Source organism: Alteriqipengyuania lutimaris, assembly GCF_003363135.1.
Taxonomy (GTDB): Bacteria; Pseudomonadota; Alphaproteobacteria; order Sphingomonadales; family Sphingomonadaceae; genus Alteriqipengyuania; species Alteriqipengyuania lutimaris.
In genome coordinates this window covers 2239989-2262775 of the sequence record NZ_QRBB01000001.1, presented here as the reverse complement: position 1 = coordinate 2262775, position 22787 = coordinate 2239989, and the positions used below count along the sequence as shown (strand labels likewise).

Here is a 22787-nt window from a genome sequence, read left to right as displayed (position 1 = left end):
TGTAAAATATGAACCGGCAGGTGGGGTTGAGCGCCCCTACCGCACCAGCGTCACCAGAAGCATCAGCCCCGTGATAACGACCGCCCAGATCAGTGCATGACGCAGCGAAGTCTTCCAGCTGAGACCGTGTGCGGCGAACGCGCTTACTGCGAGAACCAGCCAGCCGACCAGCGCGACGATCTGCACGACCTCGAACTCGTTCATGCCGTCACCTCGAGCCCGTCGTATCCGACGATGACGCCTTTCGGAACTTCTGCCGACAACGTCTTGTAATCCATGCTTTTGTCAAGGTGTGTCAGCACCAGCTTGCCCACACGGCAGCGCTTGCCGAGGTCGAGCGCCATGGCGAGATGCGCATGGGTCGGGTGTTCCTCGCGGCGAAGGCAATCGCAGACCAGCACGTCGGTGCCGCGGAGCAACGTCACCATCTCATCGGTAATCTCACTGAAATCAGTGGCATAGGCGATGGACTTGTCATTGCTTCCAAAGCGGAATGCGGTGCTTCGGGCGGGTCCGTGCGGCATGATGCACCAGTCGACGGTAAAGCCCGCGAACAGGCGCAGGCGATCGAGCGTGTCGAGCTTCACGATCGTAGGATAGCCGTGCTCTCCTGCGAAAACGTAGCTGAAGCGAGATTTCAGCCGGCGGACCGTTTCGTCGACGCCATATCCGGGCAGCGGGCCGCTCCGCCCGTATCGCAGCGCCCGCAGGTCGTCGATGCCGTGGCAATGATCGGCATGGTCGTGCGTCCAGAAAACGCCGTCGATGCTGTCGATTCCGGTGCGCAGGAATTGCTCGCGCAGGTCCGGCGGCGTGTCGACGAGCACGCGCGACCCGTCATCGTTCTCGATCATGACGGCCACGCGCGTGCGACGATTGCGCGGTTCGGCCGGGTCGCAGGCGCCCCAGTCGCCATTGATGCGCGGAACGCCGGTCGATGTGCCCGAGCCGAGCAGTGTGACCTTCACGCGGGCGCTTTCGTCTTCGCGAACAAAGCGTGAAAGTTGCGCGTGGTCTGCTCGGCCAGCGCTTCCATGCTCGTGTCCCGCAAATCCGCCACGAACTGCGCGGTGTTGGCGACGTAGGCCGGTTCGCAGGTCTTGCCGCGATGGGGGACGGGAGCGAGAAACGGGCTGTCGGTTTCGACCAGCATGCGGTCCGCCGGAATAACCTTCGCGACCTCCTGCAGGTCCTTCGCGTTCTTGAAAGTGACGATCCCCGACAGCGATATCGAAAGGCCGAGAGCGAGCACGCGCTCGCCGAATTCGGCCGACGCGGTGAAGCAATGGATCAGCGCGGGGTAGGCCCCCTTCCCCATCTCGTCCTCGAGGATCGCGGCGGTATCTTCCTCTGCGTCGCGGGTATGGATGATCAGCGGGAGTCCGGTTTCGCGCGCCACATCGATATGCATACGGAACAGATCTTGCTGCACGCGGCGGTCCGACTTGTCGTAATAGTAGTCGAGCCCTGTCTCGCCGATCCCGACCACCTTCGGGTGCTTCGTCGCTTCCAGCAGCGTTTCGCGCGCCAGATCGGCATGCGCATCTGCATTGTGCGGATGAATGCCGACGCTCGCCCAGACATCTTCCTCGCGCGCGGCGGTTGCGACGACCTGGTCCCATTCGCTCTGCTTGGTCGAGATGTTGAGGAAGCCCTGAACGCCGGCGTCGCGTGCGCGTGTGAGAACGCTCCCCTGATCCTCCACCAGGCCTTCGTATTCGAGATGGCAGTGGCTATCGATCAGCATTATCCGGCCTCCGCGCTATCGGCCTCGGGCAGTTCGAGCCGGGGGAACAGCGGCTTGGGCGCGGCGACGCGGTACCCGGTGCGGATCAGCGCGCCATACCAGCCTTCGTCTGCCAAATCCTCGAAGCTGCGTGCGTCTTGGGCAATTCCCAACATGTCGAGCAGATGGCCCGCTTTTTCAGGGATGACAGGCTGGATCGCGATGGCCAGGTCGCGCAGCGCGATGAACAGCGTTTGCAGCACGGTCCGCATGCGATCGGGATCGGTCTTCTTGAGCGCCCAGGGCGCCTGCTCGTCGACATACTGGTTGCAGGCGTAAACCGCCTTCATCCAAGCGTCGATACCGACGGAAAATGCCAGCTTTTCAAATTCTTGCGGCAAGGACTCGCGAACCGATGTTTGCACCGTGCTCAGCAGAGCCTTGTCGTCGCCATTAGGCTCGTACGCCCCCAGATCGCCGTCGAGGTTCTTTGCGATCATAGACAGCGTACGCTGCGCCAGGTTGCCGAAGCTGTTGGCCAGCTCCGCATTCGCGCGCGTCACGATCGCTTCGGGCGAATAGCTGCCATCCTGCCCGAAAGCGATCTCGCGCATCAGGAAATAGCGCAGGGCATCGACTCCGAATTGCTCGGCCAGCACGGTCGGATCGGTCACGTTGCCGAGCGACTTGCTTTCCTTCTGTCCGCGATTGAGCAGGAAGCCGTGGCCGAACACCTGCTTGGGCAGCTCCACCCCCGCGCTCATCAGGAAGGCGGGCCAGTAGACCGTGTGGAAGCGCACGATGTCCTTGCCGATCAGGTGCAGGTCGGCCGGCCAGTATTTCCAGTCCGCGCCCTCTTCCGGATAGCCGAGGCCGCTGATGTAGTTGGTGAGCGCGTCGACCCACACGTACATCACGTGGTCTTCCGCGCCCGGCACCTGGACGCCCCAGTCGAAGCTGGTGCGGCTGACCGAAAGATCGCGCAGTCCGCCTTCGACGAAGCGCATCACTTCGTTCCGGCGACTGTCGGGCTGGATGAACCCGGGCTGCGAATTATACAGGTCGAGCAGCTTGTCCTGATAGGCGGAGAGGCGGAAGAACCAGCTTTCCTCAACCGTCCATTCAACCGGGGTACCTTGCGGGGAGAGCTTCTCGCCCCCCTCCCCTTCGACAAGCTCCTTCTCGTCGTAGAAGGCTTCGTCGCGGACCGAATACCAGCCCTCGTAGCGATCGAGATAGAGATCGCCGCGTTCTTCCATCTTGCGCCACAGCGCCTGGCTGGCGGTGTGGTGGTCGGGCTCGGTCGTGCGGATGAAGCGATCGTAGGAAATGTTCAGATGGTCGAACAGGCGCTGGAAATGCCCGCTCATCTCGTCGGCGAGCTCGCGCGGGCTCTTGCCCTGCTCTTCCGCCTTGCGCGCCATCTTCAGCCCGTGCTCGTCAGTCCCCGTCTGGAACCGCACGTCGCGGCCTTTCAGGCGCTGGAAGCGAGCAATGACGTCGGCCGCCACCGTCTCGTAGGCATGGCCGATATGCGGCTTGCCGTTGGGATAGTGGATCGCGGTCGTGATATAGAAAGGGTCAGCCATTGCCCGTGGCTCTATTCGGCGCAGCCGATGCGAGCAAGGTGCCGATTTCCATTGCGAGGAAGCCGGGGTCGAAATTGTAGCTGCGCGCCTGGCCTGAGAGCGTGACGAGCCGCGAATGCGCTTCCACCAGCGCCGGAATGGCGTTGCGTTCGGGCTGTTCGAGCCGCTGAGCGAGCACGGTGCGCGCGAGGTCCAGAGTCGTCGCAAGTCGCCTGCGGTCGGGACGCGCGCCGATTTCCTCGCCCAGCTTGCCGCGAAGCGTGAAGTCGGGATCACCTTCGGCCACCAGGCGCCGCATCAGCGCTTCGGCAGGCGCCAGTTCCTGCGCCAGAAAGGCGACTGCGGCGCCCGGCGCGCCGCCACTGGCGCGCGCGGCAAGCGCAAGATCGGCCGGGTCGGCAGCAGCATCTGCGGCACGCAGGACCTCCTCCACCTGCGACGCCGGAAGAGGATTGAACCGCAGAATGCGCGCGCGCGAACGGATCGTCGGCAGCAGCGAACCTGGGCGATGCGTCACCAGCAGGAAGAACGTGCCCTCCGGCGGTTCCTCGAGGCTCTTGAGCAGCGCATTGGCCGCGTTACGCTCCAGATCGTCCGCCGGATCGATGATGATCGCGCGGCGCGAGCCAAGCGTCGGGCGCGTCGTCAGCCGTGCCTGCATCGCGCGGACCTGATCGATCGCAATATTGCGCTTGGTCTCGAAAGCCTCGCCCTTTTCGGCCTTCTTGGCTTCCTTCTCGTCCTTGGGCAGGTGGGTGAGTACGTGGATGTCGGGGTCGCTCTCTCCCACCGGGGCATCGCGACCGGTCGCGACTACCTCGCGGGCGGCGGCAATCGCGAAGTCGTGTTTCCCCAGCCCGCGCCTCCCGGCAAGGATCCAGGCGTGATGCATCCGTGGGCTCGCCAGGGCCGTGCGCCATTCGCGCCACTGGCGCGCATGATGTGCCGCTTCGGGCGGAATCACGATTCTTCGCCGAGCAGCGGCGCAAGCTCGCGCATCACCTGGGCATGCACGTCTTCCGCGCTGCCCGAGGCGTCGATCTGCACAATCGTGTCGTCGCCCTGGGCAAGCCCGGCAAACCCGCGCGCCACGTCGGCATGGTAGCGGGCATCGCGTCCGCCGATCGCGTCGACCTCGTCGCCGTCGCGTCTCCTGAGGCGTTCGGCCACGTCTTCGCACGGAGCTTCGAGCAGGAAGGTGCGGCAGGGGAGCAGCCCGTCGCTGCCGATCTGGTGGAGCACGCGAACCTCATCGTCGCCGAGCCCACCCGCAAGCCCCTGATAGGCGCGGCTCGACAGCACGAAGCGGTCGCAGATCACCCACTTGCCCGCGAGCAGCGCAGGCTTGATCGCCTTGGCAACATGATCGGACCGCGCGGCGGCGAACAGCAGGGCTTCGGCCTGGACGCGCCAGCCGGTTCCCGGCGGTTCGAGCAGCAGGTTGCGGATCATCTCGGCCCCGGTCGTGCCGCCCGGCTCGCGCGTGAGCATGGTCTCGACACCGCGCTCCGCCAGGGCAGCCGCCAGCTTCTTGGCCTGGGTCGATTTGCCGACCCCTTCCCCGCCCTCGAATGCGATGAAGCGTGCCTTCATCGGCCTTTTGGACTCCGCCATGCTCAACCGAAAAGCCCCGCGAATCCATTGGCGATCCGACCGAAGATGCCTGCCTTGGCGACATCCTTCGCGGCATAGAGCGGCACGGTCGACGGCTCCATTCCCGGGACCGCGATCTCGAGCGTCGCCACCTGCTCCCCACGCGCGATCGGGGCGCGCAGCGGGCCGTCGTAGCGCACGGTCAGTTCGGGCCTCGCATTATCGCCGCGGGGCAAGACGACGCGCACATCCTGCGCCGCGATCAATGCCACCTCGTCATCGGCGCCGTTCTGGACCTCGGCCCTGACGAAGGCGTCGCCCTTTGCCGCGAGCAAGCGGCTGTCGAACGCTTCGAAACCCCATTCGATGAAGGCGCGCGCGGCGCGATTGCGCTCGCCCGCGCGGTCCGCCCCTGCCACCACCATCACCAGCCGCCTGCCGTCGCGCTCCGCCGTGCCGAGAAAGCCGTAGCCCGCCTGGTCGGTGTAGCCGGTTTTCATTCCGTCGGCGCCATCGACGCGGCCAGTGATCGGATCGTGGTTGTCCTGCGCGATGCCATAGGCCCTGAGGCCGCTGCGCCCGTAGTAGAAATCGAATTTCTCGGGGTGATGCCGAACGATCCGCTTGGCCAGCGTCGCCAGATCGCGCGCCGTGGTGAAGGTTCCGCCTTCGTCGGGCCATCCATTGGGGGTGGAGAAATAGCTGTCGTGCATCCCGATCCGGTGCGCCGTGGCATTCATGCGCGCCAGCCACTGGTCTACGCTCCCCGCCGCACCTTCGGCGAGCACGACCGAAGCGTCGTTGGCGGAGACCGTGGTGATGCCGATCAGCAATTCCTGCACCGTCGGGCGTGCTCCTGCCGGCAGGAACAGGGTCGAACCCTTCTGGTGCCATTCCTCGAAGGTCTCGTCGCGATAGGGCACGCGCTGGTCGGCACGCAGTTTTCCGCCCTCCAGCATGTCGAACGCGACCAGCGTGGTCATGACCTTGGTGATCGAGGCCGGGACGAAGCGCCGGTCGATATCGCGCGCATATAGGGTCTGCCCACTCGACAGGTCGAGCATGTAGGCGATCGGCGCTTCTTCCGGCGTCGGCGGCGCGGCTTGCGCATTGAGCGTGGCCGGCAGCGCGAGTGCTGCCGCGGCAAAGGCGAATGTCGCCAGGTATCTGGTCGTCAGGTGTCCGGCCAACCCGGTTGCTCCCGCTCGGGCGTCATGGCGCCGGCGGGGGTATGGCAGGCGCTAGTCGCTCGTATCTATGAAGGCGTCCCTATAACCGGCGCGGCGAGCCTTGGCGAGAGCGCCATCGGCTTCTCCACGGGTGGCATAGGGGCCCATCCGGACGCGGAAATACGCGCCCGAACGCACGACGAAACCCGCGAGATTGTCGGCCGCGTCGATCGCGTTGTCTTTGCTGGAGAAAGACGCGACCTGGATGAGGTAGCGTCCGTTCCGGGGCGCGGGCCGGACGGTCCGTACCGGCGCAGGCGGCGCGGGACGAGAGACCGGCGCAGTTCGTTGCGGCTCGGGAAGAGGCGCTTGCGGCGCGCGCGTTTGCGGCAAGCAGGCCACTTCGACTGGGCCCGGACGCGCAGCCGCACCGGTCGGCAGCTCGCCGATCGGGGGGAGGGCATAGGAAGGCGCGGTCTGCGGCGGCGAGGATGCAGAATAATCGTCGAAGCTGTCGGCAACCGATGAGGGTCCCGGCTCGATCTGTGCAAAGGCGTCGTCGAATTCGCCCGATCCGTCCTCCGGCAAAGCTGCGGAGGTGCGCGGGCCGGTGCGCGCAAGACTTGCCGCGCCGGTCTCCGGAAGCTGCTTGCGCAGCACGGCCAGAAGCGTGTCGGGCGTATCGAGCCGGTTGCCCGCAGGTTCGCCCGCACGCAGCCTGGCACGCTCGAATTCGGGAGCATTCACGCGGCGGATGCGGATCGGGGTGCCCTCCCCCGCGTCAAGCTCGCGCGCGGCACCTTGCGACAGGCCCACGATCCGGCTCGAAGTCATCGGGCCGCGCCGTTCGACCCGCGCGAGAATCGTCTTGCCTGTGTCGAGCGAGGTCAGCTCGACATAGCTCGGCAGGGGCAGTGTCTTATGCGAGGCGGTAACCCCGCGCTCGTCGATCATGTCGAGCGTGGCGTAGCCGACCGCGTCGTAGCTGAGCACGTCGGCCGGGGTGAAGGTTTGCCCGTCGACCACGTATGGTTCGCCCAGAACCTGCGGATAATCCGCCATCGGTCCCTGCGTCGCATTTTGCGTCGGCATGGCGGAATCGACGGCGTAGTAGTCTGCGCCGGGCGCGAGCGCGTCTCCCCCGCTCCTGCCCGCACAGGCGGAAAGTCCCGCGATCAATCCGATCGCAATTCCCAATTTCCGGACATTACCGGGCAATCTCATCGGCTAGCAGCCCCACACTCATCGCGTAGTAGTTGGAGCAGTTATATTCGAGGATGACGCGATAATTTGAGGTTAACAACCAGGCAGGAGATCCGGGCCCATCGGGCTGGAACAGGCTGACCAGCGTATCGGGCGGCAGGCTGTTGTAGGGCGTCACGCCCAGCGCGCGCCATTCGGCCACGGTCTTCCACTGGCTGTGGCGTTCGTGGACGCGCGGGCAGACCGGAGCGACGAGCTCGCTGCGGTAGGCATCGACGTTGAAGCCGCTCGGCACACTGGCGCGCACCCCCCAGGGAATGCCCGGACGCCAGCCCGCATCCTGGAAATAGCGCGCGATCGACGCCATCGTGTCGGCCTGGTTGGTGAAGATGTTGGCCATCCCGTCACCATCGCCATCAGTGGCGAGGCGCAGATAGACGCTCGGAAGGAACTGCGGGTTGCCGAAGGCCCCGGCCCAGCTGCCGACCAGTTGATCGCGCGAATAGCCCTTGTCCGCCACTTTCATCAGCGCGATGAATTCGCTTTCGAACAGCGCGCGGCGGCGCCCTTCCCACGCCAGCGTGGCGAGCGAGCGGGCGAGGTCAAAATTGCCGCGATAGCCGCCGTAATTGGTCTCGTGCCCCCAGATGGCGACAATGATCTCTGCGGGGACGCCATATTGCTGGCGGATCGGGCCGTGCAGCCGCGTGGTCTCGTTGTAGACCGCGCGTCCGCCATTGATCCGCGCCGCGTCCACATGGCGGTCGATATAGGGCTGAAGTGCCGGATAACCGGGCGATGAGGAGGAGCCGGGCTGTGCCTGGTCCAGCTCGATCACGCGCATGTTCGGGGTCAGGTTCGACGTCATGCGCTGGATCGTCGACTCGCTCACCCCCTCGGCGCGGGCCTTGGCGATGACGAGCTGCATATAGGCGTCGAACGGCATGTCCTGCGCGGAGGCGGGAACTGCGGACAGCGCGGAAAACGCGGCTGCCAGGGCGAGGATCGAGCGGGGGATCAAGCGGGGAAATTTCATGCGCATTTTTCTGTCATACCAAAGGTTACTCGCCAATGACCCAGAGGGTCCCGCGATCGATTGTCTGCCCTGGCGTGACAAATGCGGGCCGAAGCGTTAGCGCGCTTCTCCCGAGTAGGACAGGTGGCCGAGTGGTTTAAGGCAGCGGTCTTGAAAACCGCCGTGGGTTCACGCTCACCGTGGGTTCGAATCCCACCCTGTCCGCCAATCGTGCCCGTCGCAGGCGGATGCGGTTGGCGGAGTGCGGTGAGGTGGACGAAGCCATTGTTCGGACTCGGAGCCGCGCAGCGGCGGAGAGGACCGGAGCGAAGCGGAGGTCCATCCCACCCTGTTCGCCACCGACTTGATATTTGATAAGATGCGCACCCCTTTCGGCTGCCGGGGATAGCTACGTGGTTATCCAAGGGGAGAACCTAAATGCTTAAGTGGGCCGTCATTTTCCTGATCATCGCGCTGGTCGCCGCCGTCCTCGGCTTCGGCGGCATTGCCGGCGGGGCGACGAACATCGCCTATATCCTCTTCGTCGTCTTCATCATCCTGGCGATCATCGCGTTCCTTCGCCGGAACGTCTGACCGCACTCTCTGGCGAACGAACGGCGCGATCAGTCTGGCTGGTCGCGCCGTTTGTCTTTGTTCACCAGCGACTGCGCCTCGCGCTCCTCCTCCGGATAATCCTCGGGCTTGGTCGAGCCCTGGTTCATCAGCGCGCGATGCTCGTGCGTCACTTCGCTGTCGTTCTTGTCGTCGGGCTTGTCGCCGCGGGGCGGCGTTTTCTTGTCGTTGCTCATGTACCGGTAACGTCCGGGCGCCCCGCTAGTTTCAGGCGCTTGTCTCAGACGTGGATCACGCGGCCGTAACTGGCGAGAACGCTCTCGTGCATCGACTCCGAAATCGTCGGGTGCGGGAACACGGTCTGCATCAGCTCGACCTCCGTCGTCTCGAGCGTCTTGCCGATCACGAAGCCCTGGATCATCTCGGTCACTTCAGCCCCGACCATGTGCGCGCCGAGCAGTTCGCCGGTCTTGGCATCGAACACGGTCTTGCACATGCCCTCGGCCTCGCCCAGCGCGATGGCCTTGCCGTTGCCGATGAAGGGGAAGGTGCCCGCCTTGACCTCGCGGCCCGCTTCCTTCGCCTTGGCTTCGGTCATGCCGACCGACGCGACCTGCGGGTGGCAATAGGTGCAACCCGGGATGTTGTTGCGGTCGAGCGGGTGCGGGTGGACATCCTTGTTGCCCAGTTCCTTGGCGATGGCTTCGGCGGCGGTGACGCCCTCGTGGCTCGCCTTGTGCGCCAGCCACGGTCCCGGCGTGCAGTCGCCGATGGCCCACAGGCCCTTCGATTTGGTGCGGCCGTAGGGGTCGATCTGGATGAAGCCCTTCTCCATCTCGGTCAGCTTTTCGAGCCCGATATCCTCGGTATTGGGCACGATCCCGATGGCCACGATGCAGTGCGAGAATTCGCTCTCGCTCACCTGGCCCTTGGCATCCTTGATCTTGGCCTTCACGCCCTTGGCGTCGGTCTTGATATCCTCGACCCCCGCGCCGGTCATGATCGAGATGCCCTGCTTGGTCAGCGACTTGTGCAGGAAGGCGGAAACGTCCTTGTCCTCGACCGGCACGATCCTGTCGAGCATTTCGACGACCGTAACTTCGCAGCCCATGTCGTTGTAGAAGCTGGCGAATTCGATTCCGATGGCACCCGATCCGATCACCAGCAGCTTCTTGGGCATCTCGCTCGGTGTCATGGCGTGACGATAGGTCCAGATGCGCTCGCCGTCGGCCTTGGCGAAAGGCAGGTCGCGCGCGCGCGCGCCGGTGGCGACGATGATGTGCTTCGCCTCCAGCTTCTCCTCGCCCTTTTCGCCCTTCACGGTCAGCGAGGTCGGGCCGGTCAGCTTGCCCTCGCCCATATGCACCGCGATCTTGTTCTTCTTCATCAGGTGCGTGACGCCCTGGTTGAGCTGCTTGGCAACGCCGCGCGACCGCTTCACCACGGCGTCCAGATCGGCCTCGATCTCGCCCGCGATCTTCAGGCCATAGTCCTTGGCGTGCTGGGCGTAATGCAGGATTTCCGCGGAGCGCAGCAGCGCCTTGGTCGGGATGCAGCCCCAGTTGAGGCAGATCCCGCCGAGCAGCTCGCGCTCCACGATGGCGACCTTCAGCCCCAGCTGCGCTCCGCGAATCGCGGCGACGTAGCCACCCGGACCGGAACCCAGAACGATAAGGTCGTATTTCTCAGCCATCGAAGCCTCTTGTTGGTTTTCTGACACACCTGACACAGTGTCCAGGGGTTAAAAACGGGCCACCCCATGGGCGGCGAAAAATGGCGTCCAGCGCGGGATTGGGCGAGCAATATGCATCGCATCACGTTGCGCTTTTTTCACGATGTAGGACAGCGCTTCAGCCATCATTGTCCGACATATGGGTGGGGACGGGCTGCGCCGCTGCCGCCTGCATGCGCACGGGCCGCGGATTGCCGTCGTCGTCGGCAAGCACGAACACGAAGGTGCCCTTGCACACCAGCTTGGTCTCCTCCCCGTGGCGCGCGCGGGCGATGCCTTCGGCGGCGATGGTGATCGAGGTGTTCCCCTCCTTCACGATCTCGCAATAGACATTCAGCTCGTCGCCCAGCGCCATCGCGGCGGGGAAGCCGAAATCGCTCGCCGCGACCACGTTCGCGCGGCCCTGCCCCTCGCGGCTCGCGAGCGAGCCGGCGCCGAGCGCCATCTGGCTCATCAGCCACCCGCCGAAGACGCCCCCGTAGGGATTCATGTCGGTCGGCATCGCGGTGACGCGGATCTGGGGCTGGCGGTCGGTCATCATCCGGCCACGATGGTGACGAAATCCGACTGGACCCAGCCCTGCGCGCACGGGCCGGTATAGTTGGTCGGCTCCGACACCGGCTCTGCGATGCCGCATTCCTGCGCCTCGTCCGAATTGTCGTAGACGACGCCGTACCAGCCGTTGCTCTCCCCGCAGATATGGACGCCCTGCCCCGGGTCGAGCCGGTCGCGTTCCTTCACATCGAGGCTCGGCGCATCGCGGACCGAGAGATAGGTTTCGCCCGCCGCGTCGAGGCCAGTCACTTCGCCGTAGCTGGCACACGAATCGGCATCGGGGCCGTCCGTGCCAATCCGGATCGGCATCGGGATCGGGCCGTCGTAGGGCGTGGCGGCGGCTCCGGCGGTCCGGGCGTCAGGCGCGGGTTCTTCTTCCGTACCATCGACGGGCGCGCGTTCGCACGCGGCGAGCGCGAGGCCGAGCGTGGCCACGATAGCGAATGCGGTTCTCACAGCATCATTCCCATCGGCTGCTCGCACATCTTCTTGAAGGCTTCCATCAGCTGCGCGCCTTCCGCACCGTCGATCGCGCGGTGGTCGAAGGAGCCGCTGGCGGTCATCACGGTGGCGGGCTTGATCTCGCCATCGACCACGTAAGGCCGCTGCTCGCCCGCGCCGACCGCCATGATCATGCCCTGCGGCGGGTTGATGACCGCGTCGAACTGCTTGATCCCGAACATGCCGAGGTTGGAAATGCTGGCGGTACCGCCCTGGTATTCGTGCGGCTGCAGTTTGCCCTCGCGCGCCTTGCCCGCGAGCTCCTTCATCTCGGTCGCGATCTCGGGCAGGCTCTTGCGGTCCGCGCCGCGGATGATCGGCGTGATGAGCCCCTTGGGCGAGGCCACCGCGACGGAAATATCCGCCCGGTTGTAGCGGTGCAGGACGTCGCCCTGGAAGCTGACATGCGCCTGCGGGGTGCGCATCAGCGCCTTGGCCAGCGCCTTGATCAGGATGTCGTTGACGCTCAGCTTCACGCCGTCCGCTTCCAGCATCTTGTTGAGGTCCGCGCGCGCGGCGAGCAGCGCGTCGAGGCGGATGTCGACGCTGAGGTAGTAGTGCGGCACCTCCTGCTTGGCCTCGGTCAGCCGCTTGGCGACGACCTTGCGCACGTTGGAGAGCTTTTCCTCGGCGAAGGGCGCATCGCCATCCAGCCCGGCATCGACCGGACCGGCCACGGCGCCGGGCTTCGCCTCGCTCGCAGGCCGGCCGGCTTCGGCATTCTCGACATCGGCCTTGACGATCCGGCCGCGCGGGCCGCTGCCCTTCACGCCGGCGAGGTCGAGACCCTTCTGGTCCGCGATCCGGCGCGCAAGCGGGGAGGCGAAGATGCGCTCTCCGCTTTCATCGGTCGGCGCGGGGCCCGCCTTGCCGCCTTCGGGCACGGCGGATTTGGTGTCGGAGGATTTTGCGGCGGACGACTTGGTGCCGGAAGACTGGGTGCCGGAAGACTGGGGCTCGGCGCTCTCGCGCGGCTGTGCCTTCGCGGGCTCCTTCGCCGGGTCTTCCTGGTTGGCAGGCTTGGACTCGGTCTGTTTGTCGGCAGCCTGGTCGGGCGCGGCCTTGGCCGCGTCTTCCACGCTCTCGCCCTCGCCCGCCAGCATCGCGATCACCGTGCCGACCGCAACGCCCTCGGTGCCCTCGTCCACTTCGATCGAGGCGATGGTGCCTTCGTCGACCGCTTCGAATTCCATCGTGGCCTTGTCGGTCTCGATCTCGGCCAGCAGGTCGCCCGCCGAGACCGTATCGCCCGCTTTGACCAGCCACTTGGCAAGCGTGCCCTCCTCCATCGTCGGTGAAAGTGCGGGCATCTTGATCGGTGTGGGCATACAATAGGGTCCTGCGTTTGCATCGGCCGGTCGCGTGTCCGGCGAGGGCTATGGCCCCGCCGTAGCGGCATGTCACTGTCTTGCGCCGCTTTGGCCAATTTGGGCAAGCGGGGCAAGCACCTTGCTATCATGCGCAAATTGTGTCGAAAGCGACGCGGGAGATATGTGAATGGGCAAGTATCTGGTCATTATCGACGAAACCGAGGAGGCGCGCAAAGCGCTGCGGTTCGCGATGCGCTGGGCGGTCGCGAGCGGAGGGTCCGTGCAGATCCTCGCCATCGTGCAGCCGCAGAATTTCAACGCTTTCGGCGGCGTGCAGGCAACGATCGAGCAGGAAGCGCGCGACCGGGCGGAAGCGATCGCGACCAGCGCGGCGGGCAATGTCTATTCCGAAAGCGGCAAGATGCCCAACATCGCGGTGAAGGTGGGCGACGGCGATCGGATCGTGCGCGAATACCTCGCCGAACATCCCGACGTAGTCGCGCTGGTGCTCGGCGCGGCGGCGGACGGTCCGCCGGGGCCGCTGGTCTCGCATTTCTCCGCCCATATCGGCGGGCTCCCCTGTCCGCTGGTCATCCTGCCCGGGCGCCTCCCGATCGAGGAACTGGACAGGATCGCGGGGTCCTAGTTGTTCTGGCCCGGTGAGAGGCCGGAAGCCTAGGTCGCCGTGCCGCGCGTGGGATAGTCCTTGTCGCGCACCAGTTCGATCCCGCTGAGCAGCTCGTCGAGCGGCGGACGGGTGAAGGGTGCGCTCTGCGTTTGCGCCAAGAAGAGCGTGCCGTCGGGCGTGATCAGGAACAGGCCGGGTTCCGAGAACCGCTCCGGCTCGTCGCTGTCGGGGCGTTTTTCCGAGATGTAGAGGCCCCAATCGCGCGCCTGATCCTCCGGCAGGCCGTAGGCCAGCGGCAGGTCGTGCGTGTCCCAGTCCTCGTGCGCGACCATCGCGCGGTCCTTGCTGTCCATCGAGATCGCGAAGGGAGACACGCCCAGCGCGGTAAACCTGTCCACCTTGCCGCCCAGTTCTTCGAGATATTTCTTGCAGATCGGGCAGTGCTTGCCGCGATAGAACACCAGCATCGTGAAGGTGTCGGGCTTCTGCTTGGACAGTTCGAAACGCGCCTGGATGGTGAGCTGCAGTTCGAGATCGGGCACGGTCTGGCCGGGGATGAGCGTGGGCATCGGGAGATTCTCCTTTGCCCAACGAACGGCGCGCCGAGGGGCCGCGTTCCCTTCTCCTTTGGCCCGTACCTGTGTCCCGATTACTTCTTCTTGCGGCCTTGGTGCCGGATATTGCCGGGCCGCCCGCGCTTGCCGACCTCATGCTTGCCCGCGCGATCCTTCCTGGCGCCGTCCTTTCGGGGGCCATCCTGCTTCGCTCCGCCCTTCCCGGGCGACCACTTGGGCCTGCTGCGCAAGGGGCGTCCCTCGCGCGCTTTCGAGGCATCGCCGCCGGGCACCTCGAAGCGCAGCGCGCCGGTCAGCGGATTGGCCTCGACCAGCTTCATCGGCAGCTTCTGCCCGGTTTCGTAGCGGGTGCCGGTATCCGATCCGACCAGCGCCTTGGCCGCTTCGTCGAAATGGAAATACTCGTCGCCGATGGTGGAGATCGGGACCAGCCCGTCACCGCCCAGCCCCACGATGGTGGCGAAGAAGCCGAAGTTCTGCACCCCGGTAATCCGCGTGTCGAAGGTTTCGCCAACGCGGCCCGCCAGCCATGCGGCGACATAGCGGTCGATCGTGTCGCGCTCCGCCTCCATTGCGCGGCGTTCGGTACGGCTGATCGCCTCGCTGATTTTGCCCAGATCGCTGCGGTCGACATCGCTTAGCCCGCTCGATTCGGGCAGTTTGCCCGCTGGTTTTGGCTGCTCGAGCTTGAAGGCATCGACCAGCGCGCGGTGCACCAGCAGGTCGGAATAGCGGCGGATCGGCGAGGTGAAATGCGCGTAACTGCCCAGCGCGAGACCGAAATGGCCCTGATTGTCGGGTCCGTAATAGGCCTGGGTCTGCGTGCGCAGCACCGCTTCCATTAGCAGCGCCTTTTCCTGCTCGTCGCTGACGTCCTTCAGGAAGCGGTTGAACAAGGTCGGCGTGATGACCTGCCCCATGGCCAGCTTCATATCCAGCGTGCCGAGATATTCCTTCAGCGCCAGCAGCTTCTCGCGGCTCGGCTGTTCGTGGACGCGATAGACCACCGGCGAGTTCTTCTTCTCCAGCGCCTTGGCCGCCGCGACATTGGCGGAGATCATGAATTCCTCGACCACGCGGTGCGCGTCGAGGCGTTCGCGGATCGCGATTTCCTTGATCCCGCCTTCGTCGTCGAGGACCACCTGCCGCTCGGGCAGATCGAGGTCGAGCGGATCGCGTGCCTCGCGCGCTTTCCACAGCGCTCCCCAGGCTTTCCACAGGTTGTCCAGCCGTTCGTCCCCAGCCTTGTCGTCGATCCGGCGCTGCGCCTCCTCGTAGGCCATGACCTCCGCGATGCGGACGACTGCGCGGGTGAAGCGCCAGTCGAGCAGCTTGCCTTGCGCCGAGATCCGCATGTGGCAGACCATCGCCGCGCGGTCCTCGCCCGACTTGAGCGAGCAGACATCGGCGGACAGGACTTCAGGCAGCATCGGGATGACGCGGTCGGGGAAATAGACCGAGTTGCCGCGCTTGCGCGCTTCCTTGTCGAGCGCGCTGCCGGGGCGGACGTAGTGCGAGACATCGGCGATCGCGACAATGGCGCGGAAGCCGCCCTTGTTGTCTTGCGCCGTGTCGGGCTCGGCCCAGATCGCATCGTCGTGGTCGCGCGCGTCCGCCGGGTCGATCGCGACGATCGGCACGTGGCGCAGATCCTCGCGCCTGTCCGTGGTCACGGGCAGCTTGGCCGCCACCTGCGCCTCGTTCACCACGGCTTCGGGGAAGACGTGCGGAATGCCGTGCTTGGCGATGGCAATCATGGAGAAGCTGTTGGGGGCGAGCGGATCGCCCAGCACTTCGGTAACGCGAACCCCCGCCCGCGGGCCGCGCCCGGTCGGTTCGGCGGAGACCAGCTGGCCTTCCTCGGCCGTGCCGACATCGGAGATGGGCGAGGAATTGCGCACCTTCTTGTCCACCGGCGCAAGCCAGAACTTGCCGCGCCCGTCCTTCTCGACGACGCCGATCAGCCCTTCGGTCTGCTGCGGCAGCTTCTTCATCGGATGCGCGCGCCAGCCCTTGGGCGTTTCCTCGGTCCGCGCGAGGATCCTGTCGTTCACCTTGAGCGCGGGCATGCCCTTGGAGCCGCGGCCACGGCTCTTTTCAATCACGGTCAGCCGTGGCGGCTTCGCACCATCGTCCGGCTCCCACTTCTCGGGCACGGCGACAGGCTCGCCATCGTCGATTTCGACCACGCGCAGCACGGTCACCTTGGGCAGGCCGCCCATCCGGTGGAAGGCGGTTTTCTTGCCGTCGATCAGGCCTTCCTCGGCCATATCCTTCAGCAGCTTCTTGAGCGCGATCTTCTCCTGCCCCTTCAGCCCGAAGGCCCTGGCGATCTCGCGCTTGCCGACGGTGGCGTCGGACGTTTCGATGAATTCGAGAACCTGCTTCTGTGTCGGCAGGCCCTTGGGCATGTTTTTTGGTTTTTTTGCCATGATGGGGGCTTAAACGCACGGACCCCCCGGCGCTATCCCGCCGCTCAATTATGCCCCCGGATCGATAAGCACGACGTCACCTCGGACTTGATGCGGGACGATTTGAGATCAATAGGCCCGCGCGACGTAGACCCGCTCCACAGCCGGCTCGCCGGTGAAGATGCAGGTGCCGTCCGCAGGCGCCGCGTCCCGCGGCACGTTGCGCACGGTCAGCTTCTCGGCCTTCAGCTTCTCGATCACCTGTTCCAGCGCATCGCCGGTCGGCTTCGCCCACTGCACCTCGACCCAGCCGGGATACTTGTCGTTATTGGCGAAGAATTCGACCACGCCATCCCAGCTGTCGATCCCGGTCGCGATATTGGCATCGCGGCGTTCGGCGGCCTGCGTAAACAGTGCCTGCTGGATGTCGCCGAGCACGCCCGGAATGGTCTGGCCCGCGATTTCGCGCGTGGGCGCCTGCGAATTCAGCTTGCCGGTCTCCATGTCCCACAGATCGTCGCGGCGGATCAGCGTGACCACGCCGTTCTCCATGTCGCGCCCGCCGACTTCGATGATGATGGGCGCGCCCTTGCGGACCCAGTCCCACCGCTTCTGCGCGGGCTTGCCGGGCTTGGTGTCGAGCAGCACGCGCACCGGCTCGCCCAGTGCGTGTTGCCCCGTCAGCGTGGCGCGAAGGCCGTCGCAATAGTCGATCAGCGCCGCATCGTCGTCGTTGCCGCGAAGCATCGGCAGGATCACCACCTGCCACGGGGCGATGCGGGGCGGCACGCGCAGGCCGTCATCGTCGCCATGGGTCATGATCACGCCGCCGATCAGACGGGTCGAAACGCCCCAGCTGGTGGTGTGTGCGAACTGCTCGCCGCCTTCCTGCGCCTGGTACTTGATGCCCGAGGCTTTGGCGAAATTGGTGCCGAGATAGTGGCTGGTGCCAGCCTGCAGCGCCTTGCCGTCCTGCATCATCGCCTCAATCGACCAGGTCTCGACCGCGCCGGGAAACCGCTCGTGCTCGGGCTTCTCGCCCGCAACCACCGGCAGCGCGAGGTCTTCCTCCGCCATTGCTCGATAAACCTCGAGCATGGTCAGCGTGTGATCCTTCGCCTCTTCGGGCGTGGCGTGCGCGGTGTGCCCTTCCTGCCAGAGGAATTCGCTGGTCCGCAGGAACATGCGGGTGCGCATTTCCCAGCGGACCACGTTGGCCCACTGGTTGAGCTTCAAGGGCAGGTCGCGCCAGCTCTGCACCCAGCGCGCCATCGCATCACCGATGATCGTTTCGGACGTGGGGCGCACCACCAGCGGCTCTTCCAACTTGGCCTCGGGATCGGGGATCAGCCCGCCCTTCCCGTCCGCGATCAGGCGGTGGTGTGTGACGACCGCCATTTCCTTGGCAAAGCCTTCGACGTGATCCGCCTCACGCTCGAAATTGGAGAGCGGGATGAACAGCGGGAAATAGGCATTGTCGTGCCCGGTCGCCTTGATCCTGTCGTCGAGCAGGCGCTGGATGCGTTCCCAGATGCCATAGCCCCACGGCTTGATGACCATGCACCCGCGCACCCCCGATTCCTCGGCCATCTGCCCTTCGGCAATGGCGGCCTGATACCAGGCGGCGAAATCGTCTTCGCGTTTGACGGAAAGGGCGTGGCGGATGTTGGACACGTGGGAATTGCCTTGTGAAATGGCGCTCCACCCTACCCAAGCCCGCTCGTGCCGAGCTTGTCGAAGCGCCGCATTTTTCTTGGAGATCGTTCTTAGAAAGAAGAACAGCCCTTCGACAAGCTCATGGCGAGCGGTTCGCGGGGGTTTGCGCTACTTGCCCATCTCGTCGAGCTTTTTCTGCATCGCGGCCATCTGGTCGCGCATCGCGGCAAGCTCCTGCGCGGTTTCGTCCGCCTTGCTCTCCGCACGGCCCGCGCTCTTGGTCGCGGCGCCCTGCCCGGTGAAGGCGTCGGTCGCGGCGCGCATCATCGCGAGGTTGGTTTCGGCCATCTTGGCGAAGGGATTGCCCGCCATCCCGCTCTTCCACGCCTCGGCGATCTTTTCCTGATTGGCGCGGAAATTCGCCATGCTCGCTTCGAGGTAGCTCGGCATCATCGCCTGCATCGAATTGCCGTACATCGAGATGATCTCGCGCAGGAAGCTGACGGGCAGCATCTGCTCGCCATGCGTTTCCTCCTCGACGATGATCTGCGTCAGGATGGCATGGGTGATGTCGTCACCGCTCTTCGCATCGACCACCGTGAAGTCGACCCCTTCGCGGGTCATGCCTGCAAGATCGTCGAGCGTGATGTAGCTGGAGGAATGCGTGTTGTAGAGCCGCCGGTTGGCGTATTTCTTGATGACGATGGGATCGCCATCCTTGCGTTGCTTGTTAGCCATGTGGACCTTCGGGCTCCGGATGAATGCTGCGCAGCATCAGCACTTAGCATTTGCAGCATCGCTCGCGCAATGCGCCTTTATTCGCCCTTCACGCTACGCGCGAACCGGTGGCCGAGCACGGTCAGCAATTCATATTGCGACAGGCCGCAGCGCGCTGCCGCATCGGGCAGGTGGTAGGGCACGTCGAGCCAGTCGCCGATCCCGACCTCCGGCGCATCGGCCAGATCGACCACCACCATGTCCATCGAGACCTTGCCGCGCAGCGGCAGCTTGCGTCCCTCGTGCACAAGGAAGCCCTCCCCGCCCCAGCTGCGCAGGAAGCCGTCGGCATAGCCGAGCGACACCGTGCCGACGCGCATCGGCGCGCTGGCGGTGAATTCGCGGTTGTAGCCCACCGTATCGCCCGCCTCGAGCTTGCGGGTGTGGATCACCGCCGCCTGCGGGAAGGCGACCTGGCGGATATGGTCGGCCAGCGCGGGGCTCGGGACGCCGCCATAGAGCGCGAGGCCCGGGCGGGTTAGGTCCCAGTGATAATCGCGGCCCAGCGCGATCCCTGCGCTGTTGGCGATGCTCGTCTCGCGATGCGGGATGAGCGCCTGCGCGGCCCGGAAGGCGGCCAGCTGGTGGCCATTGGCAGGCGTCGTTTCCTCGGCGGAGGAAAGGTGCGACATCAGCACATGCACATCGAGATGCTTCAGGAGTGGATCGCTCAACTCGCCCGGCGTAATGCCGAGCCGGTTGATTCCCGTGTCCACCATCAGGTGGCATGCGCCGCCGCCCGCCTCGTGCCAGAGCCGCGCCTGGTGAAGCGAGTTGATGACCGGGCGAACCCCGGTGGCGATGGCGTATTGCGCTTCAGCGGCCGTCATCGGGCCGTGCAGCACGGATATCTGCTCGGGCGCGACATGGGCGAGGAGCGGCGCGACCTCGCTCCAGTGCGCCACGAAGAAGTCCCGCGCGCCCGCTTCGACCAGCGCGGGCAGGCAATTGTCGATGCCGAGGCCGTAGCAGTCCGCTTTCACCGCCGCCCCGGCGCGCGCGCTGCCCGACAATGCGTCGAGCGCGCGCCAGTTGGCGGCAAGCGCGCCGGTGTCGATCGCGAGGCGGAGAGTCGGCGGGGGCGGTTTCGGGGTGCTGGTCACCGGGCCTCGAAATCACGTGGCGGCCCGCCGGGCAAGCCCCACCATGCAATGACCAGCCCGATCGCGACGACAATCCACGTATACCAGAGCCCCGCATAGATATCGCCGGACCGGGCCACGATGATCCCGGCGATCAGCGGCAGGAACCCGCCGAGGTAGCCCGCTGCGAAGTGGTAGGGGATCGACATCGACGAATAGCGGATCGGGGCCGGGAACAGTTCGGTCAGCACGGCGGCGACGGAACCGTAGGTCAGCGCCGACAATGCGCCCATCGCCAGCAGCAGGAGCATGATGCCGGCAATATTGATCGCGGGCGGTATCTGGTCGGACAGATCGAAGCCGCGCGCGCTCAGGCCATCGCGTATCCCGCTGCGCAGCTGTGCATCCTCGGCCAGCATCGCGGGCGTGAGAGCCACCGTCTCGCCGCCCACGGTGATGCCCAGACGTCCGCCCTCCTGCAGAGTGTAGGGCACCCCGCTGGAGGTCAGCACGTCGAGGACCTTGCCGCATTCGCTCTGTTCGCGCCCGAACAGCTCGGCAAAGGGATCGGGCGTGCAGTCCTGCCCGGTGACGACGACCGGCGCGTCGCGCGCCGCGTCATTCAATCCGGGATTGGCGAGCGCTCCGATGCCCCAGAAGATCGGGAAGAGCAGCGCCAGCGCCAGCCCTCCCCCAAGGATGATCGGCGCCTTGCGCCCCACCCTGTCCGACCAGCGGCCGACAACGATGTAGAAACTCATCGCGATCAGCCCCGCGAACAGCAGCATCCATTCGACCACGCGCTCCTCGATGTTCATGGGGCCGCGCAGGAACGACAGGCCGCTGAAGAAGGCGGTGTACCAGATCGTGGTCAGCACGCCGGTGATCGCGAAGGCGACGAGGAGGCGGCGCTTGTTTCCAGGATAGGTGAAGCTTTCGAGGAAGGGATTGCCCGCGGTCTCTCCGGCCTCCTTCATCGCGAGGAAGACCGGGCTTTCCGACAGCTTGAGCCGCATCCACAGCGAAATCGCGAGCAGGATGATCGAGAGCAGGAACGGCATGCGCCAGCCCCAGGCGGCGAAATCGTCTTCGGGGATGAGCCAGCGGCAAGCGATCACCACAGCGATCGAGAGCACGAACCCGCCCACGACGCTCGCCTGGATGAAGCTGGTGTAGAACCCGCGCTTTTCGGCCGGTGCGTGCTCGGCAACATAGATCGCCGCCCCGCCATATTCGCCGCCCAGCGCGAGCCCTTGCAGGATGCGGAAGGCGATCACAATGATCGGCGCCGCGATGCCGATGGTCGCCGCGCTGGGGATCATGCCGACGCCAGCCGTCGCGATGCCCATCAGCGTGACGGTGACGAGGAAGGTGTACTTGCGGCCCAGCCGGTCGCCGAGGAAGCCGAAGAGGATCGCGCCGAGCGGGCGGAAGCCGAAGCCGACTGCAAAGCCCGCCCAGACCAGCAGGATCTGCAGCGTTTCGTTATCGGCGGGAAAGAACGCCGCGCCTATCAGCCCAGCGAGCGTGCCGTAGATGAAGAAATCGTACCACTCGAAGATCGTCCCGGCGGAACTCGCCGCGATGACGAGGCGGATTTCCTTCTCGGTCGGCTCGCGCGTGGCGGCGCCGGCGTCGGCTGCGCTCATGATGACAGATCCCCTCTCTTTTTCTGCCGATCTAGCGCTGTTGGTGCTCCTTGCAAAGCGCGTCCACGCCCGCGTTCCATGGCAACATGATCGCCCCGTGCCGCGCGGGATACTCGGTTGCAGGGGCCAGAATTGCGATCCCCGGCCAGCGGGGCTCGGGTCCGTCGCCTGCGAGCCAGGTTTCGATCTCGCCATGCGCGGCGAGGATTTCCTCGGCCCCGCGCCCGCGTGCCTCGCGCGCGAAGATCGCCGCGGCCGCCTGCCCGATCGCGCAGGCAGACACCGCGAGGCCAAGCGCATCGATCCGGCCCGCATCGTCCAGCGCGAGATCGAGCGTCAGCGTTCCGCCGCAGGTGCGCGAGCGGACCTGGGCGCTGACATCGGGCGTGGCGAGCCGGGGGTGATCCGCCAGTTCGACCGCAAGCGCGAGGATATCGGGGGTATAGAGCCTGGTCACTCGCGCGCCATCATTCGCCCGGCTGTTCGAGCGCGGACGCGCCGGTCACGGTACCTGCTTCGTCGTCGGGGTCCTGTTCGGCGCGGATGGTCTCGCGCCGTTCGCGGATATAGCCGACCATCTGCTCGCTCCCGGCATTGATCGAAGGATAGGTGCGGGCGGTGATGATCCAGGTCGGCCGGCCCTGTACGCCCCAGACCGTGTCGTAGCCCAGCACCAGCAGCGAGAAGCCGATCACCACGATGATCGCGCCCTTCACCGCACCGAAGCCGAAGCCGAGCACCCGGTCGAGCGGCCCGAGCAGCGATTCGCGCGCTCTCGAGCCGACCAGCGAGGCGATCAGCTTCATCGCCGCATAGGGGATCAGCAGCAGCAGCGCGAAGGCGAGGATCGCGGCGGTGGTCGGCGTGCCGAAGCGCGGCTCGATGAACTGCTGGAGCGGCGTGTGCAGGTTCTGGATCGCGAAGATCGCGAGAATCCATGCGGCGAGAGAAAGGATTTCCTGCACGAAACCCCGCATGAAGCCGCCTGCGGCCGCGACCGCGACGACCAGCAGGACGATAATGTCGAACCCCGTCATGAACGC

At 65.6% G+C, this 22787-nt stretch carries 24 protein-coding genes and 1 tRNA gene; 3 read left to right on the top strand and 22 right to left on the bottom strand.

Annotated elements, in window-relative coordinates; translation table 11 throughout:
* Positions 1 to 36: 36 nt before the first annotated feature.
* The 9 genes from DL238_RS16130 to DL238_RS10815 are packed head-to-tail and all read right to left on the bottom strand — an operon-like array spanning position 37 to position 8316.
* Complete coding sequence (locus DL238_RS16130; RefSeq protein ID WP_181883891.1) at positions 37 to 204, bottom strand: hypothetical protein; 168 nt, start codon at positions 202 to 204, stop codon at positions 37 to 39.
* Positions 201 to 968: an MBL fold metallo-hydrolase gene (locus tag DL238_RS10850; protein ID WP_115492272.1), complete on the bottom strand. Its 768-nt coding sequence runs from the start codon at positions 966 to 968 to the stop codon at positions 201 to 203. Before DL238_RS10850 ends, DL238_RS16130 begins: the two co-directional genes overlap by 4 nt.
* The gene (locus DL238_RS10845; protein ID WP_115492271.1) at positions 965 to 1747 is read right to left on the bottom strand and encodes a TatD family hydrolase; all 783 of its coding nucleotides are present in this window, start codon (positions 1745 to 1747) and stop codon (positions 965 to 967) included. The genes DL238_RS10850 and DL238_RS10845 overlap by 4 nt, the downstream gene beginning before the upstream one ends.
* On the bottom strand, positions 1747 to 3315 hold the full coding sequence (gene metG, locus DL238_RS10840; RefSeq protein ID WP_115492270.1) for a methionine--tRNA ligase: 1569 nt from the start codon (positions 3313 to 3315) through the stop codon (positions 1747 to 1749). The genes DL238_RS10845 and metG overlap by 1 nt, the downstream gene beginning before the upstream one ends.
* Positions 3308 to 4279, bottom strand: a complete 972-nt coding sequence (locus tag DL238_RS10835) for a DNA polymerase III subunit delta' (RefSeq protein ID WP_115492269.1) — start codon at positions 4277 to 4279, stop codon at positions 3308 to 3310. Before DL238_RS10835 ends, metG begins: the two co-directional genes overlap by 8 nt.
* Positions 4276 to 4929, bottom strand: a complete 654-nt coding sequence (gene tmk, locus DL238_RS10830; RefSeq protein WP_234031047.1) for a dTMP kinase — start codon at positions 4927 to 4929, stop codon at positions 4276 to 4278. Before tmk ends, DL238_RS10835 begins: the two co-directional genes overlap by 4 nt.
* Before the next feature lie 2 nt (positions 4930 to 4931).
* Positions 4932 to 6098 (bottom strand): D-alanyl-D-alanine carboxypeptidase family protein, encoded by a 1167-nt coding sequence (locus tag DL238_RS10825; protein ID WP_234031046.1) that lies wholly within the window; start codon positions 6096 to 6098, stop codon positions 4932 to 4934.
* A gap of 51 nt (positions 6099 to 6149) precedes the next feature.
* Positions 6150 to 7274: an SPOR domain-containing protein gene (locus DL238_RS10820; RefSeq protein WP_234031045.1), complete on the bottom strand. Its 1125-nt coding sequence runs from the start codon at positions 7272 to 7274 to the stop codon at positions 6150 to 6152.
* A gap of 10 nt (positions 7275 to 7284) precedes the next feature.
* The gene (locus DL238_RS10815; RefSeq protein ID WP_115492268.1) at positions 7285 to 8316 is read right to left on the bottom strand and encodes a lytic murein transglycosylase; all 1032 of its coding nucleotides are present in this window, start codon (positions 8314 to 8316) and stop codon (positions 7285 to 7287) included.
* 117 nt (positions 8317 to 8433) lie between these two features.
* Here DL238_RS10815 and DL238_RS10810 point away from each other — a divergent pair.
* Together DL238_RS10810 and DL238_RS10805 are read left to right on the top strand one after the other, a co-directional pair.
* A tRNA-Ser gene (locus DL238_RS10810) sits at positions 8434 to 8523 on the top strand.
* A gap of 210 nt (positions 8524 to 8733) precedes the next feature.
* Positions 8734 to 8889 carry a DUF1328 domain-containing protein gene (locus DL238_RS10805; protein WP_115492267.1) on the top strand — a complete coding sequence of 52 codons (156 nt, stop codon included), beginning with the start codon at positions 8734 to 8736 and terminating at the stop codon, positions 8887 to 8889.
* Between the two features lie 29 nt (positions 8890 to 8918).
* Here DL238_RS10805 and DL238_RS10800 read toward each other — a convergent pair whose 3' ends face one another.
* From DL238_RS10800 to DL238_RS10780, 5 genes are all read right to left on the bottom strand, one after another.
* The gene (locus DL238_RS10800) at positions 8919 to 9104 is read right to left on the bottom strand and encodes a hypothetical protein (protein ID WP_115492266.1); all 186 of its coding nucleotides are present in this window, start codon (positions 9102 to 9104) and stop codon (positions 8919 to 8921) included.
* A 44-nt stretch (positions 9105 to 9148) separates the two neighbouring features.
* Complete coding sequence (gene lpdA, locus DL238_RS10795; RefSeq protein WP_115492265.1) at positions 9149 to 10561, bottom strand: dihydrolipoyl dehydrogenase; 1413 nt, start codon at positions 10559 to 10561, stop codon at positions 9149 to 9151.
* Between the two features lie 157 nt (positions 10562 to 10718).
* On the bottom strand, positions 10719 to 11138 hold the full coding sequence (locus DL238_RS10790; protein WP_115492881.1) for an acyl-CoA thioesterase: 420 nt from the start codon (positions 11136 to 11138) through the stop codon (positions 10719 to 10721).
* Entirely contained in the window at positions 11138 to 11611 is a 474-nt protein-coding gene (locus DL238_RS10785) for an SH3 domain-containing protein (protein WP_115492264.1), read from the bottom strand. Before DL238_RS10785 ends, DL238_RS10790 begins: the two co-directional genes overlap by 1 nt.
* The gene (locus DL238_RS10780; RefSeq protein WP_115492263.1) at positions 11608 to 12984 is read right to left on the bottom strand and encodes a pyruvate dehydrogenase complex dihydrolipoamide acetyltransferase; all 1377 of its coding nucleotides are present in this window, start codon (positions 12982 to 12984) and stop codon (positions 11608 to 11610) included. Before DL238_RS10780 ends, DL238_RS10785 begins: the two co-directional genes overlap by 4 nt.
* Positions 12985 to 13153: 169 nt before the next feature.
* On the opposite strand from DL238_RS10780, the gene DL238_RS10775 reads away from it, so the two are divergent.
* Positions 13154 to 13612 carry a universal stress protein gene (locus tag DL238_RS10775; RefSeq protein WP_115492262.1) on the top strand — a complete coding sequence of 153 codons (459 nt, stop codon included), beginning with the start codon at positions 13154 to 13156 and terminating at the stop codon, positions 13610 to 13612.
* Positions 13613 to 13641: 29 nt separating this feature from the next.
* Here DL238_RS10775 and DL238_RS10770 read toward each other — a convergent pair whose 3' ends face one another.
* From DL238_RS10770 to DL238_RS10735, 8 genes are all read right to left on the bottom strand, one after another.
* Entirely contained in the window at positions 13642 to 14163 is a 522-nt protein-coding gene (locus tag DL238_RS10770) for a peroxiredoxin-like family protein (RefSeq protein ID WP_115492261.1), read from the bottom strand.
* Positions 14164 to 14243: 80 nt separating this feature from the next.
* Positions 14244 to 16601, bottom strand: a complete 2358-nt coding sequence (gene rnr / locus DL238_RS10765; RefSeq protein ID WP_115492260.1) for a ribonuclease R — start codon at positions 16599 to 16601, stop codon at positions 14244 to 14246.
* A gap of 108 nt (positions 16602 to 16709) precedes the next feature.
* Positions 16710 to 18254: a proline--tRNA ligase gene (gene proS / locus DL238_RS10760; RefSeq protein WP_115492259.1), complete on the bottom strand. Its 1545-nt coding sequence runs from the start codon at positions 18252 to 18254 to the stop codon at positions 16710 to 16712.
* Between the two features lie 150 nt (positions 18255 to 18404).
* Positions 18405 to 18974, bottom strand: a complete 570-nt coding sequence (phaR, locus tag DL238_RS10755) for a polyhydroxyalkanoate synthesis repressor PhaR (RefSeq protein WP_115492258.1) — start codon at positions 18972 to 18974, stop codon at positions 18405 to 18407.
* A 77-nt stretch (positions 18975 to 19051) separates the two neighbouring features.
* Complete coding sequence (gene alr, locus DL238_RS10750) at positions 19052 to 20116, bottom strand: alanine racemase (RefSeq protein ID WP_115492257.1); 1065 nt, start codon at positions 20114 to 20116, stop codon at positions 19052 to 19054.
* Complete coding sequence (locus DL238_RS10745; RefSeq protein ID WP_115492256.1) at positions 20113 to 21744, bottom strand: MFS transporter; 1632 nt, start codon at positions 21742 to 21744, stop codon at positions 20113 to 20115. Before DL238_RS10745 ends, alr begins: the two co-directional genes overlap by 4 nt.
* Before the next feature lie 31 nt (positions 21745 to 21775).
* Positions 21776 to 22201 (bottom strand): iron-sulfur cluster assembly scaffold protein, encoded by a 426-nt coding sequence (locus DL238_RS10740; protein ID WP_115492255.1) that lies wholly within the window; start codon positions 22199 to 22201, stop codon positions 21776 to 21778.
* A gap of 10 nt (positions 22202 to 22211) precedes the next feature.
* Positions 22212 to 22781 (bottom strand): CvpA family protein, encoded by a 570-nt coding sequence (locus DL238_RS10735; protein ID WP_115492254.1) that lies wholly within the window; start codon positions 22779 to 22781, stop codon positions 22212 to 22214.
* Positions 22782 to 22787: the final 6 nt, after the last annotated feature.

Excerpts from the sequence above, each read along its gene's own strand:
- DL238_RS16130 (WP_181883891.1), bottom strand. The coding sequence starts at position 204 with ATGAACGAGTTCGAGGTCGTGCAGATCGTCGCGCTGGTCGGCTGGCTG.
- DL238_RS10845 (WP_115492271.1), bottom strand. The coding sequence starts at position 1,747 with ATGCTGATCGATAGCCACTGCCATCTCGAATACGAAGGCCTGGTGGAG.
- metG (WP_115492270.1), bottom strand. The coding sequence starts at position 3,315 with ATGGCTGACCCTTTCTATATCACGACCGCGATCCACTATCCCAACGGC.
- tmk (WP_234031047.1), bottom strand. The coding sequence starts at position 4,929 with ATGGCGGAGTCCAAAAGGCCGATGAAGGCACGCTTCATCGCATTCGAG.
- DL238_RS10815 (WP_115492268.1), bottom strand. The coding sequence starts at position 8,316 with ATGAAATTTCCCCGCTTGATCCCCCGCTCGATCCTCGCCCTGGCAGCC.
- DL238_RS10805 (WP_115492267.1), top strand. The coding sequence starts at position 8,734 with ATGCTTAAGTGGGCCGTCATTTTCCTGATCATCGCGCTGGTCGCCGCC.
- DL238_RS10800 (WP_115492266.1), bottom strand. The coding sequence starts at position 9,104 with ATGAGCAACGACAAGAAAACGCCGCCCCGCGGCGACAAGCCCGACGAC.
- lpdA (WP_115492265.1), bottom strand. The coding sequence starts at position 10,561 with ATGGCTGAGAAATACGACCTTATCGTTCTGGGTTCCGGTCCGGGTGGC.
- DL238_RS10790 (WP_115492881.1), bottom strand. The coding sequence starts at position 11,138 with ATGACCGACCGCCAGCCCCAGATCCGCGTCACCGCGATGCCGACCGAC.
- DL238_RS10780 (WP_115492263.1), bottom strand. The coding sequence starts at position 12,984 with ATGCCCACACCGATCAAGATGCCCGCACTTTCACCGACGATGGAGGAG.
- DL238_RS10775 (WP_115492262.1), top strand. The coding sequence starts at position 13,154 with ATGGGCAAGTATCTGGTCATTATCGACGAAACCGAGGAGGCGCGCAAA.
- DL238_RS10770 (WP_115492261.1), bottom strand. The coding sequence starts at position 14,163 with ATGCCCACGCTCATCCCCGGCCAGACCGTGCCCGATCTCGAACTGCAG.
- rnr (WP_115492260.1), bottom strand. The coding sequence starts at position 16,601 with ATGGCAAAAAAACCAAAAAACATGCCCAAGGGCCTGCCGACACAGAAG.
- phaR (WP_115492258.1), bottom strand. The coding sequence starts at position 18,974 with ATGGCTAACAAGCAACGCAAGGATGGCGATCCCATCGTCATCAAGAAA.
- DL238_RS10745 (WP_115492256.1), bottom strand. The coding sequence starts at position 21,744 with ATGAGCGCAGCCGACGCCGGCGCCGCCACGCGCGAGCCGACCGAGAAG.
- DL238_RS10735 (WP_115492254.1), bottom strand. The coding sequence starts at position 22,781 with ATGACGGGGTTCGACATTATCGTCCTGCTGGTCGTCGCGGTCGCGGCC.